The organism is Companilactobacillus crustorum JCM 15951, from assembly GCF_001434585.1.
Classification (GTDB): domain Bacteria; phylum Bacillota; class Bacilli; order Lactobacillales; family Lactobacillaceae; genus Companilactobacillus; species Companilactobacillus crustorum.
Genome location: NZ_AZDB01000009.1, coordinates 36,101 through 51,214, shown reverse-complemented (window position 1 = coordinate 51,214; position 15,114 = coordinate 36,101). Strand labels below are relative to the sequence as shown.

16 protein-coding genes are annotated in these 15,114 nt (G+C 33.8%); 11 read left to right on the top strand and 5 right to left on the bottom strand.

What is annotated here, in order from left to right; genetic code table 11:
- Positions 1-339: 339 nt before the first annotated feature.
- Entirely contained in the window at positions 340-2,253 is a 1,914-nt protein-coding gene (locus tag FD26_RS04075; protein ID WP_057867165.1) for a fructose-bisphosphatase class III, read from the top strand.
- A 226-nt stretch (positions 2,254-2,479) separates the two neighbouring features.
- Here the strand turns inward: FD26_RS04075 and FD26_RS04070 are convergent, their stop codons facing one another.
- On the bottom strand, positions 2,480-3,232 hold the full coding sequence (locus tag FD26_RS04070; protein WP_057867164.1) for a tyrosine-protein phosphatase: 753 nt from the start codon (positions 3,230-3,232) through the stop codon (positions 2,480-2,482).
- Between the two features lie 70 nt (positions 3,233-3,302).
- On the opposite strand from FD26_RS04070, the gene FD26_RS04065 reads away from it, so the two are divergent.
- The 5 genes from FD26_RS04065 (at position 3,303) to FD26_RS04045 (ending at position 8,750) form a co-directional block, all read left to right on the top strand.
- On the top strand, positions 3,303-4,061 hold the full coding sequence (locus FD26_RS04065) for a glycosyltransferase family 2 protein (protein WP_082596228.1): 759 nt from the start codon (positions 3,303-3,305) through the stop codon (positions 4,059-4,061).
- A gap of 616 nt (positions 4,062-4,677) precedes the next feature.
- Complete coding sequence (locus tag FD26_RS04060; RefSeq protein ID WP_057867162.1) at positions 4,678-5,628, top strand: zinc-binding dehydrogenase; 951 nt, start codon at positions 4,678-4,680, stop codon at positions 5,626-5,628.
- Between the two features lie 98 nt (positions 5,629-5,726).
- Positions 5,727-6,536 (top strand): MerR family transcriptional regulator, encoded by an 810-nt coding sequence (locus FD26_RS10870; RefSeq protein WP_235525293.1) that lies wholly within the window; start codon positions 5,727-5,729, stop codon positions 6,534-6,536.
- Positions 6,537-6,620: 84 nt separating this feature from the next.
- Entirely contained in the window at positions 6,621-7,586 is a 966-nt protein-coding gene (locus tag FD26_RS04050) for a helix-turn-helix transcriptional regulator (protein WP_057867161.1), read from the top strand.
- A 168-nt stretch (positions 7,587-7,754) separates the two neighbouring features.
- The gene (locus tag FD26_RS04045; protein ID WP_057867160.1) at positions 7,755-8,750 is read left to right on the top strand and encodes a helix-turn-helix transcriptional regulator; all 996 of its coding nucleotides are present in this window, start codon (positions 7,755-7,757) and stop codon (positions 8,748-8,750) included.
- Between the two features lie 226 nt (positions 8,751-8,976).
- Here FD26_RS04045 and FD26_RS04040 read toward each other — a convergent pair whose 3' ends face one another.
- Positions 8,977-9,387, bottom strand: coding sequence for a hypothetical protein (locus FD26_RS04040; protein ID WP_057867159.1), 411 nt, complete (start codon positions 9,385-9,387; stop codon positions 8,977-8,979).
- A 202-nt stretch (positions 9,388-9,589) separates the two neighbouring features.
- Here FD26_RS04040 and FD26_RS04035 point away from each other — a divergent pair, with 202 nt between their 5' ends.
- Positions 9,590-10,255, top strand: a complete 666-nt coding sequence (locus FD26_RS04035; protein WP_057867158.1) for a type 1 glutamine amidotransferase — start codon at positions 9,590-9,592, stop codon at positions 10,253-10,255.
- A 66-nt stretch (positions 10,256-10,321) separates the two neighbouring features.
- A complete protein-coding gene (locus tag FD26_RS04030) occupies positions 10,322-10,927 on the top strand; it encodes an alpha/beta hydrolase (RefSeq protein ID WP_186809291.1) in 606 nt (201 codons plus the stop codon).
- Between the two features lie 58 nt (positions 10,928-10,985).
- Here FD26_RS04030 and FD26_RS04025 read toward each other — a convergent pair whose 3' ends face one another.
- A complete protein-coding gene (locus FD26_RS04025) occupies positions 10,986-11,804 on the bottom strand; it encodes a hypothetical protein (protein WP_057867156.1) in 819 nt (272 codons plus the stop codon).
- A gap of 126 nt (positions 11,805-11,930) precedes the next feature.
- Positions 11,931-12,179 carry a hypothetical protein gene (locus FD26_RS04020; protein ID WP_057867155.1) on the bottom strand — a complete coding sequence of 83 codons (249 nt, stop codon included), beginning with the start codon at positions 12,177-12,179 and terminating at the stop codon, positions 11,931-11,933.
- A gap of 130 nt (positions 12,180-12,309) precedes the next feature.
- On the opposite strand from FD26_RS04020, the gene FD26_RS04015 reads away from it, so the two are divergent.
- From FD26_RS04015 to FD26_RS04005, 3 genes are all read left to right on the top strand, one after another.
- Positions 12,310-12,690: a YueI family protein gene (locus tag FD26_RS04015; protein ID WP_057867154.1), complete on the top strand. Its 381-nt coding sequence runs from the start codon at positions 12,310-12,312 to the stop codon at positions 12,688-12,690.
- A 15-nt stretch (positions 12,691-12,705) separates the two neighbouring features.
- Entirely contained in the window at positions 12,706-13,686 is a 981-nt protein-coding gene (locus FD26_RS04010) for a ribose-phosphate diphosphokinase (RefSeq protein WP_057867153.1), read from the top strand.
- Between the two features lie 198 nt (positions 13,687-13,884).
- Entirely contained in the window at positions 13,885-14,445 is a 561-nt protein-coding gene (locus tag FD26_RS04005) for an SDR family oxidoreductase (RefSeq protein ID WP_235525295.1), read from the top strand.
- A 133-nt stretch (positions 14,446-14,578) separates the two neighbouring features.
- On the opposite strand, the gene FD26_RS04000 is transcribed toward FD26_RS04005, so the two are convergent.
- Positions 14,579-14,947 carry a hypothetical protein gene (locus FD26_RS04000; protein WP_057867152.1) on the bottom strand — a complete coding sequence of 123 codons (369 nt, stop codon included), beginning with the start codon at positions 14,945-14,947 and terminating at the stop codon, positions 14,579-14,581.
- Positions 14,948-15,114 lie beyond the last annotated feature (167 nt).

The following is a 15,114-nucleotide window of genomic DNA, read 5'->3' as shown; positions in this document are numbered from 1 at the left end:
TGAATGGCTATGTCTAAAACAAGAGCTATTGCTAGTAAGCTGAGTAAGATGAGTTTCTTTTGAAAAGCAAGATTAGTCACTACAATTTCTAAAATGACTATCAGTAAAGTTAATATTCTGAGATAAAAACCTAAATGTTTTTTGAAATGCATTTTATTTTCCTTTTTTTTGTGTAAATACAGAACACTATTTTTTTGAGAAGGCTGGGAAGGAATCTTAAAATTTAAGACGTCTGAAATAAATTAGTTAAGCGCATTCAGAAATGATGTTGGAAACACTTTTTATAAATGGTATAGTTACGAATGTACGCTTATAGTCAATGTAATAAACGATTTATCGATGGAGAGGTATATACAATTTATGGATAAAAAGCTGACAACTACAAATGAGATTAAAGAGGAAATAATTAATTTATCCGCAATCCTAGGATTACCAAAGGGAACAGAAGCATTTATCAGTGATGTTCACGGTGAATACGATGAATTTGCTCATATCATGCGTAATGGATCTGGAAATACTAAACAAAAAATTGAAGAACTATTCACAGGCAGATTATCTTTAGCTAGTCAAAAGAAATTGGCTTTTTTAGTTTATTATCCTTCAGAAATTCTACAAAAGACCAAAACGGAAATGTCTAATCATGACCAATTAATTCAATGGTATATGGATTCCTTTAATCATTTAATTGAGTTACTCCGATATACAGCAAATAAGTATACAAGGTCGAAAGTTAGAAAGTCGATTAGTCCAGATTTTGTCTATATAACTGAGGAACTTCTTTATGCAGATCGAAATGCTGATACAAAGCAATTGTCATATCAATTAATTATGGACAATATTATTAAGCTAGGGATGGCAGATGCCTTTATAGTCGCTACCTGTCATTCTATTCAAAAACTGGTCGTGGATCATGTTCATATTATTGGCGATATTTACGACCGTGGACCGCATCCTGATTACATCATTGATCATTTAGCTCACCATTGGCAAAACTTTGATTTTCAGTGGGGAAATCACGATATCTTATGGATGGGTAGCGTAGCCGGATCTAAATTATGTATGCTCAACCTTTTGAGGATTGCTGCTAGATATGACAATCTTAAATTATTGAAAAATGCCTACGGGATTGATCTGACAAAATTAATAGAATTTGCTGAAAAAAATTATCAACCCCAAAAGGCTTTTAATCCTAAGTCTGATACAGATGAAAAAATGTCAGAATGTGATCAAAAATCGCATAATTGTGTTCAACAGGCTATTGCTATCATGCAGTTTAAATTAGAAGGCCAAACTATTGCCAGACGACCTGAATTTCAGATGGAAAATCGATTGTTGTTGGATAAATTGGAACTTGATAATAATTACATTCTTATAAAAGGAGTTACTTATCCTATTAAAGATGGTTGTTTTCAGTTAGTTGATTCAAATGATCCGTATAAATTAACTGATTCTGAACATGAGATTATTGCAGATTTAATTACACAATTTATTAATTCAAAAAAACTTAAGAAGCATATATTCTATTTAGTTAATAATGGTTCGATGTACTTAAAATATAATGGCAATCTATTATTTCATGGCTGTATTCCGGTAGATGCAACTGGAAAAATGTTAAGTTGGAAAATTAACGGGCAAGCATACGCTGGCAAGCGATTGTTTGATTATTTTGACAGCATTATCAGAGATGCCTTATCCAATCCAACAGCTTCAGATTGCTTCAATTCAGATGTGATTTGGTATTTATGGACGGGAAAAATGTCTCCACTATTTGGTAAGGACAAAATGACTACATTCGAAAGATATTTTATAGATAATGACGAGTTGCAAGTTGAAAAATTGAATCCTTATTATTCATTGCGTAAAGAAGAGTGGTTTGCAGACGAATTGTTTAAAGATTTTGGATTGAATGAAACTGGACATATCATTAATGGTCATACGCCTGTAAAAGCAGGAACTTCTCCAATTATGGCAAATGGAAAAATATTTGTAATTGACGGCGGCATGTCAAAACCTTATCACAAGACCACAGGAATAGGCGGATATACTTTGCTATCCAATTCTTATGGTTTACAGTTAGTTACCCATGAGCCTTTTACCACTAGACAAAAAGCAATTGATGGGATGACTGATGTTGTTTCGACCAAACGAGTAATTGAACAATCTGTTAGTAGAAAAACTGTTGCTGAAACTGATACAGGTAGACAATTGAAGCAACAAATTAGTATTTTACAAGCACGGTTAAAAAATAAGTGATTGGTAAACAAAAAAACCTCATTCATTAGAAAATGAATGAGGAAAACGATTGCTGGTTTTGTATTAGTCAAACTTTTAGGTATGGAAATGTTACGAATTAATAGTTGTGAGAAGTGAAAGGCTGGTTAGTAAAGGTGAGGAATGTCCCTTCCCACAAAATAATTATAACTAAAGTTAATTCAATTTATCTAACCTAGTTTGATATAAAAGCTTATTAGAAAGTTGATTATTCAGTATAAATCTTCTTTAATTGAGCTAATTTTTCTTTATCGATACCCAAAGCCGTCTTTAAATAATTTTCAAAACTACCATAATAATGATCGATAGCTTTAAATACAGAAGTGATGCTTTCAAAGTCACCTTGAGTCATATTCATACGATTAATGTCTTGATTGCCATTTTTATCATTTAAAGTTTTTTCTATTGTATCGGTATTTTCATACATAAGATTGGTTAGTAAATAATCTTTAGTAATGGTTTCGTCATCGACTCCCAATGCTTTCAGAATTAAGAGTGCACCGATTCCAGTACGATCTTTTCCAGCGGCACAGTGGAATAATAAAGCGTGATTTTTCTGATCATTTTTTAAAAGAAGGTCAAATAAAAGTTTATAAGCTTGTTGACCATGAGTGTCGAGAACGACGCTTTGGTAAATCATACCTAAATAACCATAATTTCCTTGATTAAGCATGCCGGCTAACTTGTCGCCATTGCCTTTAAGCGGGTAAACTGGATCTGAATAAATTTGGTAAAAATCAGCAGTTTTATCTGCCCAAGTCTGTTGCTCGCTGTTGGAACGAAAATCGACGACATATCGTAATCCGTAATTTTTAAGGTAACTTAAAGATTTTCCTGTTAGATTACTTATATCCCCAGAACGCAAGAGCTTATTATATTTAATTGTTGTACCATCCTTAGTGGGATATCCGCCAAGTTCACGTAAATTTATTGCACCTTCGAGATTTAATATACGTTTCATTTTTTTCTCCTCCCCGATTCGTTGCGTATTTTAGGTCATTAGAAGTAAAATAATATTAAGGTGATTTATGGTGAAGAATAAACTTTCAATTATTATGACAGCATATAATGTTGCTGATTATATTTCCAGCACGATTGATTCAGTGATTGCTCAAACTAATCAGGATTTCAATCTAATTATTGTGGACGATTGCTCTACAGATCAAACTCAGAAGATAATTCGTTCTTATGAAAAGAACTATAATTGGATCTCTGTTGTTTGCCATGCTCATAATGCTGGCGTTTCAACAGCTAGAAATACTGGTTTAGCGAAAGCAAATGGTGAATTAGTAACTTTTATCGACGGCGATGATTGGGTAGAGCCCAATTATGTAGAACATTTCATTTCAATTTTTGATGACCAAGATGTTGATATGGTCACTTGCGGTTTTTTTAACGAAACTGAAAGCGGCAAAATTAAAAATAAAATTGCTAAACGACAAACTTCTATTGTCGGTCGCGATGAGGCTGTGAAACAAATTATTAAGATGACTGGGACCGTAATGGGTTACACGTGGAACAAGGCTTATGTTCGTTCCATAATTGCAGAAAATAACCTATCATTTCAAGCTGATCTAGATTTAATGGAAGATCAAGTTTTTAATGTAGAATATGCGACTCTCGCTAGAAAGTTTTACTTTGATAATGTACCGCTTTATCATTATATTTCCCGAAAGGGCAGTATTACTCAAAAATTTGCTATGGAAAATGTTCGTGATGTTGGCGTTGCTAGAATGAAAGTTTATAAGACAATTCGAGAAAGCACTCGAAATGAGAAAAACCAGATTTAATATATATTAATAGTGGGTAAGGTCAAGCAGAGTGCTTGGCTTTTTTTGTGCCATCTGTAGTATCAAAGAAGTCTAATATTAACTAAGCAGATTGAAAGATGCCGTCGTCCGTGAAATCTCTGTGGACGCTGGAACGTAGTGGACACAGATTTGAGCCAATTGAAGTTCACAATTGTCTCAAATACTGGTCTTGTCCTAAGTGGGAAACCTACTAAGGACAATTTCACTACTGAGCATCCACAGAGATTTTACTACCGACTAGTTTTTTGTTTCTAGTATTACTAAATAAAATTACCGTGTCTGGAGCTTTTTTAACGCCATATAAATGAATAAAGACTACAAATATGTTTAATATTGAATTTAAAAATAACTAATCAACAAAGTAATAACCCGATTTCCTTTGTTGTGGAGGACGGCAAGTTTACACTGTAACCGCAAAGAGCGACTGCCTAGAAAGTACCTACTTAAGAATACATTTTATATATATTTTATGCTTTCAAAAATATTTTGAAAAAATTTGAAACTATCAATTGACTGTAACGTAACGGGACAGTCTATAGTATTTAATTGTTGAGAGAAATAAATTAAATATTATAAATAAAGGGAGATTTAAATTATGAAAGCAGTTGTTATTAGTCAAGCTGGTGGTCCAGAAGTTTTAAAGATTGAAGATCGTCCAATACCTAAGGCTACAGAAGATCAAACCGTAATTCATATCAAAGCTTTTGCTGTTCATCGTTATGAAGTATTGACTCGTGAAGGCGGTTCTCCTTCAATTAAGTTTCCTAGAGTTATTGGTGTGGAAGCTGTGGGTGAGGTTTTTGAAACTTCTAAGAATAGTAAGTTAACTAAAGGGCAAAAAGCTCTAGTAGTTAATGGTGGCTTTGGTCGAGCCTTTGATGGTAGTGAACAAGAATATGCTTTGGTTCCTGATGAAATTATTCATCCTGTTGATTTTGACGGCTCATGGACTGAATTTGCCAACTATCCAGAAACGTTTTATACAGCATTTGGGGCATTGAAGACAACAAAATTACAAGCCGGACAAACTTTGTTAGTTCGTGGCGGTACAACAGGTGTTGGTATGGCAGCTTTAGTGTTAGCTAAAGCTATGGGAATCAAGGTTACTTCTACTACCAGACGTGAAGAACGTCGGCAAATGTTACTTGATATGGGTGCCGATGATGTTGTCATTGATAATGATGGCAAGTTGCAAACTGATAAGACATATGATGGCTTTTTGGATATGGTGGGAGCCTCTGTCGTTAGTGACTCACTAGCTCATGTTAAACGTGGCGGTTACTATACGACAGTTGGTTTACTTTCCGGAAAATGGGTTTGGGAAGACTTTGATCCCTTTGAAAATATCGGTGGAAAGTATGTCACAGCTTTTGATGGCGTGGATATTAGTGATGCGATTATTAATGAAATGTTTAAATTAATCAATGATAATCATTTAACAATTCCTATTTCTAAAGTATTTAAACTTGATGATATTCAGACAGCTCAAGAATATATCATGAAACATGATCGTCCTATGGGCCAAGTTATTGTTACAACAGATTAAAAATGAAAAAGTGTATGTGCTGAAGAGCTCATGCACTTTTTGTCTCTAAAGAGTATTGTTATACGTGAGAGTATCATGTTTACAAATTATGAGGAATAGTGATATTAAAAATAAGTGAGATGGCCAAACTTGCCAATACGACTAGAAGAACGCTGATCTTTTATGATGAACAGGGTATTTTTATGCCTAAAGAACGCACGGAAGCTGGTTACCGATACTATGATTATGACCAACTTTATGATTTGTTATTCATTTTAGGAATGAAAAATTTGGGTTTGCCTTTAAAACGTATCAAGGAACTTCAAAATAAACCTAGTTCAGAGATAGTGGAGGAACTCGTTAATGTTCAAGAGACTATTGATTCTAAAATTGATGAATTATCCAAGATACAATTAGTCGTATCAAAGAAGGTCGCTGAGGGGTCTGAATTAATGGCTAAACCTTATCAGCCCATGATAATCAAACGTCCCAAAGCCACTTTTTGGTGTTCACGAAAGTCTGTTTCTTGTACTGAAGAAGAGATAGCTGAGTTATTCGCTGAATTTTACGCCCAGTTAGATAAACTTGCATTGATGGATGGCAGTCAATCGGGATTCTTAACAGACCTTCCTAATGCAAATTCCAAAGCTTATCCAGAAGCATCATTTAGAGTCATCAAAGGTTCCTCTACGAATAATAGTGGCCAAGTAATGCCTAAGATTGAAAAGCAAGCTGGAAATTATATAGTTGTTAAAGTAGAAAATAGTACAGCGGGAGTATATCGTGGACTAGATAAATTGAAAAAATTTGCTGATAAAAAGAAATTAGTATTGGCAACGGACTTATGGCAAATGAATACTAATAGTGCGTTAACCAATCGAGGCGGTTCTGATTATTTATGGTTGGAATATTTGGTAAAGGGTAAGTAAATTGAGCTTCATGTCACATTATGACGTTTTTCGTGGTAATCTAGAAATATTCTAGGGATAACCATGTGAATTGAGGTCAGGTAAATGAAGAAGCCAATGAATATCAATGAGAGAACGATTGATATTTTAATGAAAATGTTACAGGGAAAAAGATTTGATGCTGAAATAGTTAGTGAAGATTATGGAGTATCTGAGCGAACATTTAAACGTGATTTAAGTGTCATTAGAAATAATTCCATCTTTGCTGATGAATATTATATTGATTATGATGCAACTAAAAAAGATTATGGAATAAATAGTAGGGGAAAAATAACTGCTGCAACGGTTTTGGCAATTTTAAAAATTTTAATTGGCAGTAATGCTCTAAATAAAGATGAATTAAAAACTGTGGAGAAGCAATTGTTGAATTTAGTTGACTCTAAGGAACAGGCTAAGATTAATAAATTATTAACAACTACTACGGAAAGTTATGTTCCAGCAGTTAATAAGGCTATTTTGCCATTGATTGGCAGTTTTGCTGATTGGATTAATGAAAGAAGAAAATTATCCTTTATCTATACAAGTAGTATCGAAACGACTGATCATAGTAAAGTCCGTTCGGGTGTGCCAGTGAATATGTACTTCGCTAATCGTCACTTTTATGTGATGATGTATTTAATTGAAAAAGATAAAACATTAGTCTACCGTCTGGATCGTTTTCAAAAAATTGACGTTGGTCAAGTTATGAATATTCCAGCGGACAAGAAACCCGATGAAGGCAGGGTCCTCAATGAAACTTATATGTTAGGTGGAGGAAATTACATCCACTACAAGTTCCGTTATTTTAGTAGCAAGGCAGTGGCGTTAAATAACGTTCCTAATTCGCATCTGTCCAAAGATGATGACCCAAACAATTCTAAAGTTGCTATCGTTGAAGGAGACTTGTTTTCTCAGGGAGCCTTGTTCTGGGTTTTGAGTCAGGGCACACAAGTTAAAGTAATAGAGCCAGAAACATTGATTCGCGATTTAAAGGAAACTTTGCAAAAAACCTTAAACAGTTATAAACAATAGTTTGGAGAGAACAAAAAGAGATCCTGTGTATTGCCACACGGGATCTTTTTTTGTTAAATTAATTCGACTTTTTCAAATGACATATTGTGACACGGGTAAATGATATCTTTTATCTTGTTAAGTGATTTATTACTAACGCCAGTTTATAAATGGGGAAAGGATAAACTAATGGTTAAAAAGATAGAGCAATCACAAGCACAAGATAAAAATATCAAAATTGGCAGTCGAGAACGAATTCTTGAAGAGCTTATGCGTATGTTATCAGGGGATACAATCAATTATAAAGATGCGATGGAACGTTACCATACTTCAATCAAGCCGATTCAGGTTGATTTTCAAATCATAAGATCCACTTCACAAACATATATGCCTAATTATGAAATGTACTATGATCATATAAGAAAAGCACATGGTATTAAAGATAACGGCATGATGAAAGCATCACAAATTTTAACGATATTAATGATTTTAGTCGGAACTAAAATTTTTAGTAAAAAAGAGTTGATAGAAATTGATGGGGTATTAATGAAACTAGCCTCCAAGAAAGGCAAAGCTGATATTAAAAAGTTAATGATGTCGGAAATGGATAAGTATCGAGCAACCACACCCGTTGATGATCTTTCTTATAGGGTTGGAGAATTTGCAATGTGGATTCTTGAGAAGAAAGTAATTGAATTTACATATAATAGCGGTCGAAACAATGATTCTCAAAAAACTTACGTCGGTGTACCTTATAATATTTATTTTAGAGAATCATATTTTTATACAATGATATACTTGTCGGACAAGAAAAAAACTTATTTGTTTAGGCTCGACAGATTTAAAAAGATAGAAATGACTCATAAGTCGCTAATAGTGCCAGCCGCTAAACGAAAAGATACCGGTGAAGTTTTGGGTAAAACACAATTGCTCAGTATGGGAAATGATATACACTTTAGGATTCTTTATTTGGATTATCCCCAAGCAGCTTTAGATAAGTTGCCATCATCAAAAATTGAAAAACGATTAGATGATAAAAGTGTCATTATTACTGGTGAATTATTTTCAGAAGGGGCGATTCGCTGGATTTTGAGTCAGGGTAATCGAGTTAAAGTTTTACAGCTACAATCTTTAATTGATGAAGTCAAGAACCGATTAAAGAGTACTTTAGAGTTTTATGAATAAGGAAGACCATCGCAATGAACTTTTTCGTTACGATGGCCTTCTTTTTAATTATTTTGAGTAATATCCAAAACTTGCTTTCGAGCTACTTCAGCAGTCCAATGACCGTTATTAGAATTTGAATAGTGATACATGTGGGCGACTGGATGATTAGAAAAATCTTGTAAAGCTTTAAAAACGGTTCCCCCAAGAGCGACTAAAGTAGCATCATTTGGAATGCCAAGTTCATCTAAATGAGCTTCAAATTATTAACATCTTCTTTAGACAATTTAACTTTCTTACTATCACTTTCAATAGTATGAGATAGGTCAGACATAAAGGCACCCCATAGATCGGTATTATAAGTTGCAGCTGCTAAACGGTAATCCATACTTTTTTTTGCGTCATGGAAATTTAAAAATAGTTCATCTTGAGATTGATTTTTTGCTCCATTACCGGGATTCATACCTACAAGAACATATTGAGTATTCTTTAACTTTGCCTCAAGGTTATCTGATAATTGATCAGTGGGAAACATATTAGGCTGATATGAATTGCCAAAAGCCTGTTCACGTTCCTTAGGTGTTTTTTCGTTTAAATTCTCAGTGGGAATGCGCCAAAGTGCCCAGCTATCGAATGAATTGAATGCTAATTTTACCATGTAAACCCTCCGTATGCTTTAATATCGTAAGGATAGCACAAGACCAGGCCAGAATATGACTTTTTCTAGGTAAAAGAATAATTATTTTTTTAAGGAACATTTCTCACGAATATAATTTCTCAAAAATGCTATAATTACCTTATCTTGGGGAGTTGCAGGCGATACCCATACCAACATTGCCGTTGATGTGAAAGGAACTTTTATGAGAATAAATGTTTTACAACATACTCCAAACGAAGGACCAGGGATGATTCAGAGTTGGTCACAGGAAAACGGGCATCAGATGTATGTCTATCATCCTTATCAATTTGGCTATTTGCCAACGGCTGATGAGACTGATTTATTGGTTATTTTGGGAGGTCCGATGAGTCCCAATGACGATTTACCTTGGATTAAACAGGAACGGGAATTGATTCAAACATTGATTGATCAAGATAAACCGATTTTTGGCGTCTGTTATGGTGCGCAACAAATTGTAAAAACTTTAGGATATGCAGTTACCAAAGCGCCAGCTAAAGAAGTTGGTTGGGCTCCAGTTTATCGTCGAGATACTAAGATATTGGATATTCCTGAAGAACTGGATGTATTACATTGGCATGAAGAAATGTTTGAAATACCTGAAAAAGCTCAATTACTGTTCTCAAGCGATAAGGTTGAAAACCAGGGCTTTGTTATGGGACATCGAATTGTAGGCTTACAATTTCATTTAGAACCCGCAGCCGATAATATCAGAGAAATGATTGTAAATGATTTTCCATACTTGAAGGGTTCGGTGTTGAATCAATCAACTGCTGATATTTTGACTAAAGCAGTTCCTTACAAAAATAAAACAACTTTATTTAAACTATTAAATTACATTACAAATTAAAATAAAGACAAACGTGATTTGCTTTTGAGCAGATCAAATTTGTCTTTTTTGATAGGAGTTAAAATTTTGAAAAAAGCGATTATTTATGTTCACGGTAAGGGTGGTAGTGCTTTAGAGGCCGAGAATTTCAAGAAGAATTGTCCGGGCTTTGATATGATAGGGATTGACTATCAGGAATATTTACCTTGGATCGTAAGAGAAAAAATACAAGTTAAGTATGATGAAATTAAATTTAATTATGATCAAATAGATTTAGTAGCCAATAGTATTGGAGTTTATTTTAGCATGCTAGCACTACAAAATAGTTCTATAAATAAAGCGCTATTTATTTCTCCTATATTGGATATGAAAAAATCTATTTATGATAAATTGCAATTATTAGGATTAACAACAGCTGATTTAGAAAATGAGGGCGAAATTGTTGTACCCGGTAGTGAGAATTTATCGTGGAAATATTTGCAATTTGTTGAAGATAATCCAATTAATTGGCAGATACCGACAGAAATTTTGTACGGACAAAATGATGACCATACTTCCAGAGAAACATTAGATAGTTTTATTCAATCTCATAATGCCCACGTGACAATTATGAAAAATGGTCAGCATTGGTTCCATACAAAGGAACAAGTGGATTTTTTGAATCATTGGATGGAATCAAAAATTCGAGAATAAATATAGGTTTGTTTAAAAACTGCTATACACAAAGATTAAAAGTTGGACTTAAGTTTTCTTAATCTTCAAAAATATCAGGTCCCTCATTAAATGGAGGCACATCATCGACGGTCACATCAGATTGTCCTTCATACTGCCACGAGATGGCAGACATGTTAGATTTGATTTGGTTTAATTTGACAGAACTGTCATGTATTTCGACAATTGGATAATTATTAGTGAAAATAAGATTGCTTCCACTAATATGTGAATTATTGTAAGCATAAAGGTCTTTGCTATCGCGTTTAATGGGAGAGTTGATTGTTAAATCAGAAAAATGAACTGAAGATTTATTACTTAATATCATAGTTACGTTGATAGTAGATCCGTTCAAATTGCATTCGGATTTTTTCAAATATAAAGTATCAACTTTAGAGTGATCAAGGATAATTTGTGAATCTTCTAAATTCAAGGCGACACCTTGTATTTGATGGGAGGAAATGACCGAGTTGGTCAAAGAGATAGTAGAATTTTTACTATAAATTGTGTCCCATTCGTACTTGTTATCGTGATTGATATGGACGTTCTCGCCATAAAATTCAGCTTTATCGTAAATTGCAAGAGTGTTGAATTTATCGTCTGTAAAGTTAAGCGTCAGATTTTTCATAAAAACGGTATTTCCTCCGCCGATGATAAATGCACAATTCATGATTACTGAATCGAGATTAGTTGAGGACCCAATAATGGTTAAATTATGTTTAATTGTAATAGAAAAAGGATGGTCAGCAAAATATGTTCCAGGCGTTAAAACAATAGTGTCGCCATCATGCGAGTTTTCAATGGCATAATAAAATTGAGTTTCCTTATTGAATTGATTATTGATTGTTATAGTTTTCATATAAATTCCCCCATCCATTTAATAACTATATTTTAGTAAATGGGGTGGACATAATATGACATTAAATAGAATGACTAAAAAAATACTCCAATTTTAGAATTATCTAAAAATTGAAGTATCTGTTGGCTAAATTTTTTTCTTAATATGATAGGGAATAACGCTTTCGTTATCCACGTTAATATCTTTAACACCCTTTTTTTCATCTTTAGCAAAATAAACTGCAAAGCTCTTATTATCGGTCATATCCTGAGCAATGATTAGGGATGATTCGTAAGGATCTTTTGCTTTATAAATTTGTGCTCCACGGACTGCTTCGCCATAATCTTTAGAATTGGCAATTGCATCGCCGGGGTTAAAAAATACCATCTCGTCCATAAGTAACACATCCTTTCTCTTTATCCATATTATACAATGTTACGAGACCGGAGAGGTAAGAATAACGTAACTTGTCATTCTTTTAATAAGTAGATATCTCAGCTATACTATGGCATATGGAGGGTAAAATATGACTAACGTTGAAGATTATATTAAACAAAATGTTTTTGGTAAGCCACAATTGAAACCTGATGAGAAGAATAAGTTCTTAGGTAATTTTGCGGAAAGAGTAGCGATTGCTCTGACAATTGCTCAATTGAAAAATGAGGACAATATCCAAACGGTTGAAAGCGTTATGAAAAAGTATCCTCAATACCATCTTTATTTAAATGGAAAAATAGACTCATATATACTGGATAAATACCTACAGTTGAGTGTAAAATTAAAGTATAAGTTTACAATAGTTTCACAATCAGGAATGCGTAATCGAGACCGTGCTTTGACCGATAATGACATGGGATTGGTTATTGCTAATGAGGGTAAACCTGTTGATAAACCAGTGCTTATATAATTTTGGAGGACAAATATGTCTAATAGTTCATTAGATAAAATTGCTTTACTTTCTTTAAATGGTAATCGACCATTAGCAAAAAGAATTTCTGACTATATGGGGATTCCATTGTTGGATGCCACTGTTTCACACTTTAGTGACGGTGAAATTAACATCCAAATGAATGAAAGTATCCGTGGTAAAGACGTTTACATTATTCATTCAGTTTCTGATCCTGTTAATGACAACTTCATGGAATTGATGATTGCAGTGGACGCCTTGAGACGTGCCAGTGCCAATAGTATTACTTGTGTATTGCCATACTTTGCTTATACTCGTTCTGATAGAAAATCTCGTTCTAGAGAACCTATCTCAGCTAAGTTATTTGCTAATATGTTGGAATTGGGATCAGTTGACCGTGTAATTGCACTTGATATGCATGCTGACCAAATTCAGGGATTCTTTGATATTCCGGTAGATCATTTGCGCGCTATGCCTATCTTTGCAAGCTACTTTGAAAAAAGAATTAAGAACCCAGATGAATTTGTTTTCGTAGCTCCAGATCATAATTCAACAAAACGTGCTCGTGCACTTGCTGAAGTTTTTGGTTCACAAATTGCTATTGTTGACCAAAGATCAACCGAAGACGAGAACGTTGTACCTGATATCATCGGTGATGTTGATGGTAAACAATGTGTTATCGTTGATGATTTGATCGATACAGGTACTAGAATGATCAATAGTGCTGAAGCAGTTAAAGTTGCCGGTGCTAAAACAATCTCAGCAGTGGCTACGCATCCAATTTTCTCTAAAGATGCCGCTAAGAGATTGGAAGCTTCTGACTTGATGCAAGTTTTAGTTTCTGATTCAATCGTAGTACCTGAAGAATGTCAATTTGATAAATTGAAGATTTTATCCGTTACAGATCTTGTTGGCGATACAATTCGCATGTCACAGCTTAATGAATCAATTGACTCATTATTTAATGTACGTGACAGCTACACAGAAATTAAATAGTAAATTACGCTTTCTACAAAAATAGTGTGACCGTTACTCAATTTTCTATTTTAAATGCAAAAAGGGCTAATGACTTTTGATATTTATAGTCATTAGCTCTTTTTGTATATAATTGAATACTTCTTAGTTCAAATACATAATAATGGCGAAAATAATTATTAATTGATACAGTAAAAGTACTTGAGGAGGTTTTAGACTATGAAAGTACTTATTATTGGAGCTCATGGAAAAGTGGGCCGTTTGTTGGTTAAAGAATTGCAAGCTCGCAAGATTGATTTTGCGGCTGGACTGCGTAAAGAGGAACAAATCAAGGCTTATCAAGCAGATGGCATTCCAACACAATATATTGATTTAACAGCATCTCCTAAAGAAATTAAAGATTCAATTGCTCAATCAGGGGCTGATACGATTGTCTTTTCAGCTGGTGCTGGTGGTGCCGGATATGATAAGACATTGGAAATTGATTTAGATGGTGCAATTAAAACAATGGACCTTGCTCCAGAACTTGGCATTAAGCGTTATGTTATGGTTAGTGCAGTTTACAGCGATGACCGTAGCAAGTGGGAACAGTCAGGTATTAGACCATATTACATTGCCAAGCATTATGCTGACAAATACCTTCGTGGAACTAATTTAGATTATACAATCGTTCATCCCGGTACTTTGACTGACGATGAAGCAACAAATCAGATCAAAATTCAAAGTAATTATGAAGGCGGATCAGTAGCTAGAGGCGATGTTGCAAAAGTTATTGCCTAGGCACTTGAAACCCCATCTTCAATTAAGAAAGATTATAATTTTGTGGCAGGAGACGAATCAATCGTCGAAGCAATCAAATAGGAACTAAATCTATAAAGACCAGCAGGGTAATTAATTACTATGCTGGTCTTTTTTATACTATAGAACTTGAATCCTTAGCAACGTACTTGCTTTTATTTTTAAAATTGGGCAGAATACTACTCTTTAATTTTTGATTTTCAAAAATGATTTCATCATAATCGTGAGTTTTTAAATAATGAGAGACTTTTTTAGTGAAATAATTATATCTTAATGAATTCTGTCGCTTTTTATTCTTGAAAAATTTCTTAAAGAAAGAATTAATTAAATTATCGAAGAATTTTATATATCCTGGTACTTCAATGGCCTGAGTATTGGTAGTATACCAAATTTTTTGTTGTTCCAACGTAAGAATGAGTTCATCATCGCTAACGAAAGGAATATTGTTAATATCGAGAGCAACTGCAATAATTTTTTTTGACATGTTTATAAACTCCTTTCGGATTTTATCGTATCTTAGCATAGAGAAGTGGGGAGTCTGTAAAGTTTGCTTGAAGTTTTTGTGAAAGATATCTTGAAATTCTGATATTTCAATATTGGCAGATTAATAGACGATTTGAATGGAAGGTTAAATAAAGGATAAATAAATTT

Bases quoted from the DNA above. Each gene is read 5' to 3' on its own strand.
- FD26_RS04075 (WP_057867165.1), top strand. From the start codon at position 340: ATGGAGAGGTATATACAATTTATGGATAAAAAGCTGACAACTACAAAT.
- FD26_RS04070 (WP_057867164.1), bottom strand. From the start codon at position 3,232: ATGAAACGTATATTAAATCTCGAAGGTGCAATAAATTTACGTGAACTT.
- FD26_RS04060 (WP_057867162.1), top strand. From the start codon at position 4,678: ATGAAAGCAGTTGTTATTAGTCAAGCTGGTGGTCCAGAAGTTTTAAAG.
- FD26_RS04050 (WP_057867161.1), top strand. From the start codon at position 6,621: ATGAAGAAGCCAATGAATATCAATGAGAGAACGATTGATATTTTAATG.
- FD26_RS04045 (WP_057867160.1), top strand. From the start codon at position 7,755: ATGGTTAAAAAGATAGAGCAATCACAAGCACAAGATAAAAATATCAAA.
- FD26_RS04040 (WP_057867159.1), bottom strand. From the start codon at position 9,387: ATGGTAAAATTAGCATTCAATTCATTCGATAGCTGGGCACTTTGGCGC.
- FD26_RS04035 (WP_057867158.1), top strand. From the start codon at position 9,590: ATGAGAATAAATGTTTTACAACATACTCCAAACGAAGGACCAGGGATG.
- FD26_RS04025 (WP_057867156.1), bottom strand. From the start codon at position 11,804: ATGAAAACTATAACAATCAATAATCAATTCAATAAGGAAACTCAATTT.
- FD26_RS04020 (WP_057867155.1), bottom strand. From the start codon at position 12,179: ATGGACGAGATGGTATTTTTTAACCCCGGCGATGCAATTGCCAATTCT.
- FD26_RS04015 (WP_057867154.1), top strand. From the start codon at position 12,310: ATGACTAACGTTGAAGATTATATTAAACAAAATGTTTTTGGTAAGCCA.
- FD26_RS04010 (WP_057867153.1), top strand. From the start codon at position 12,706: ATGTCTAATAGTTCATTAGATAAAATTGCTTTACTTTCTTTAAATGGT.
- FD26_RS04005 (WP_235525295.1), top strand. From the start codon at position 13,885: ATGAAAGTACTTATTATTGGAGCTCATGGAAAAGTGGGCCGTTTGTTG.
- FD26_RS04000 (WP_057867152.1), bottom strand. From the start codon at position 14,947: ATGTCAAAAAAAATTATTGCAGTTGCTCTCGATATTAACAATATTCCT.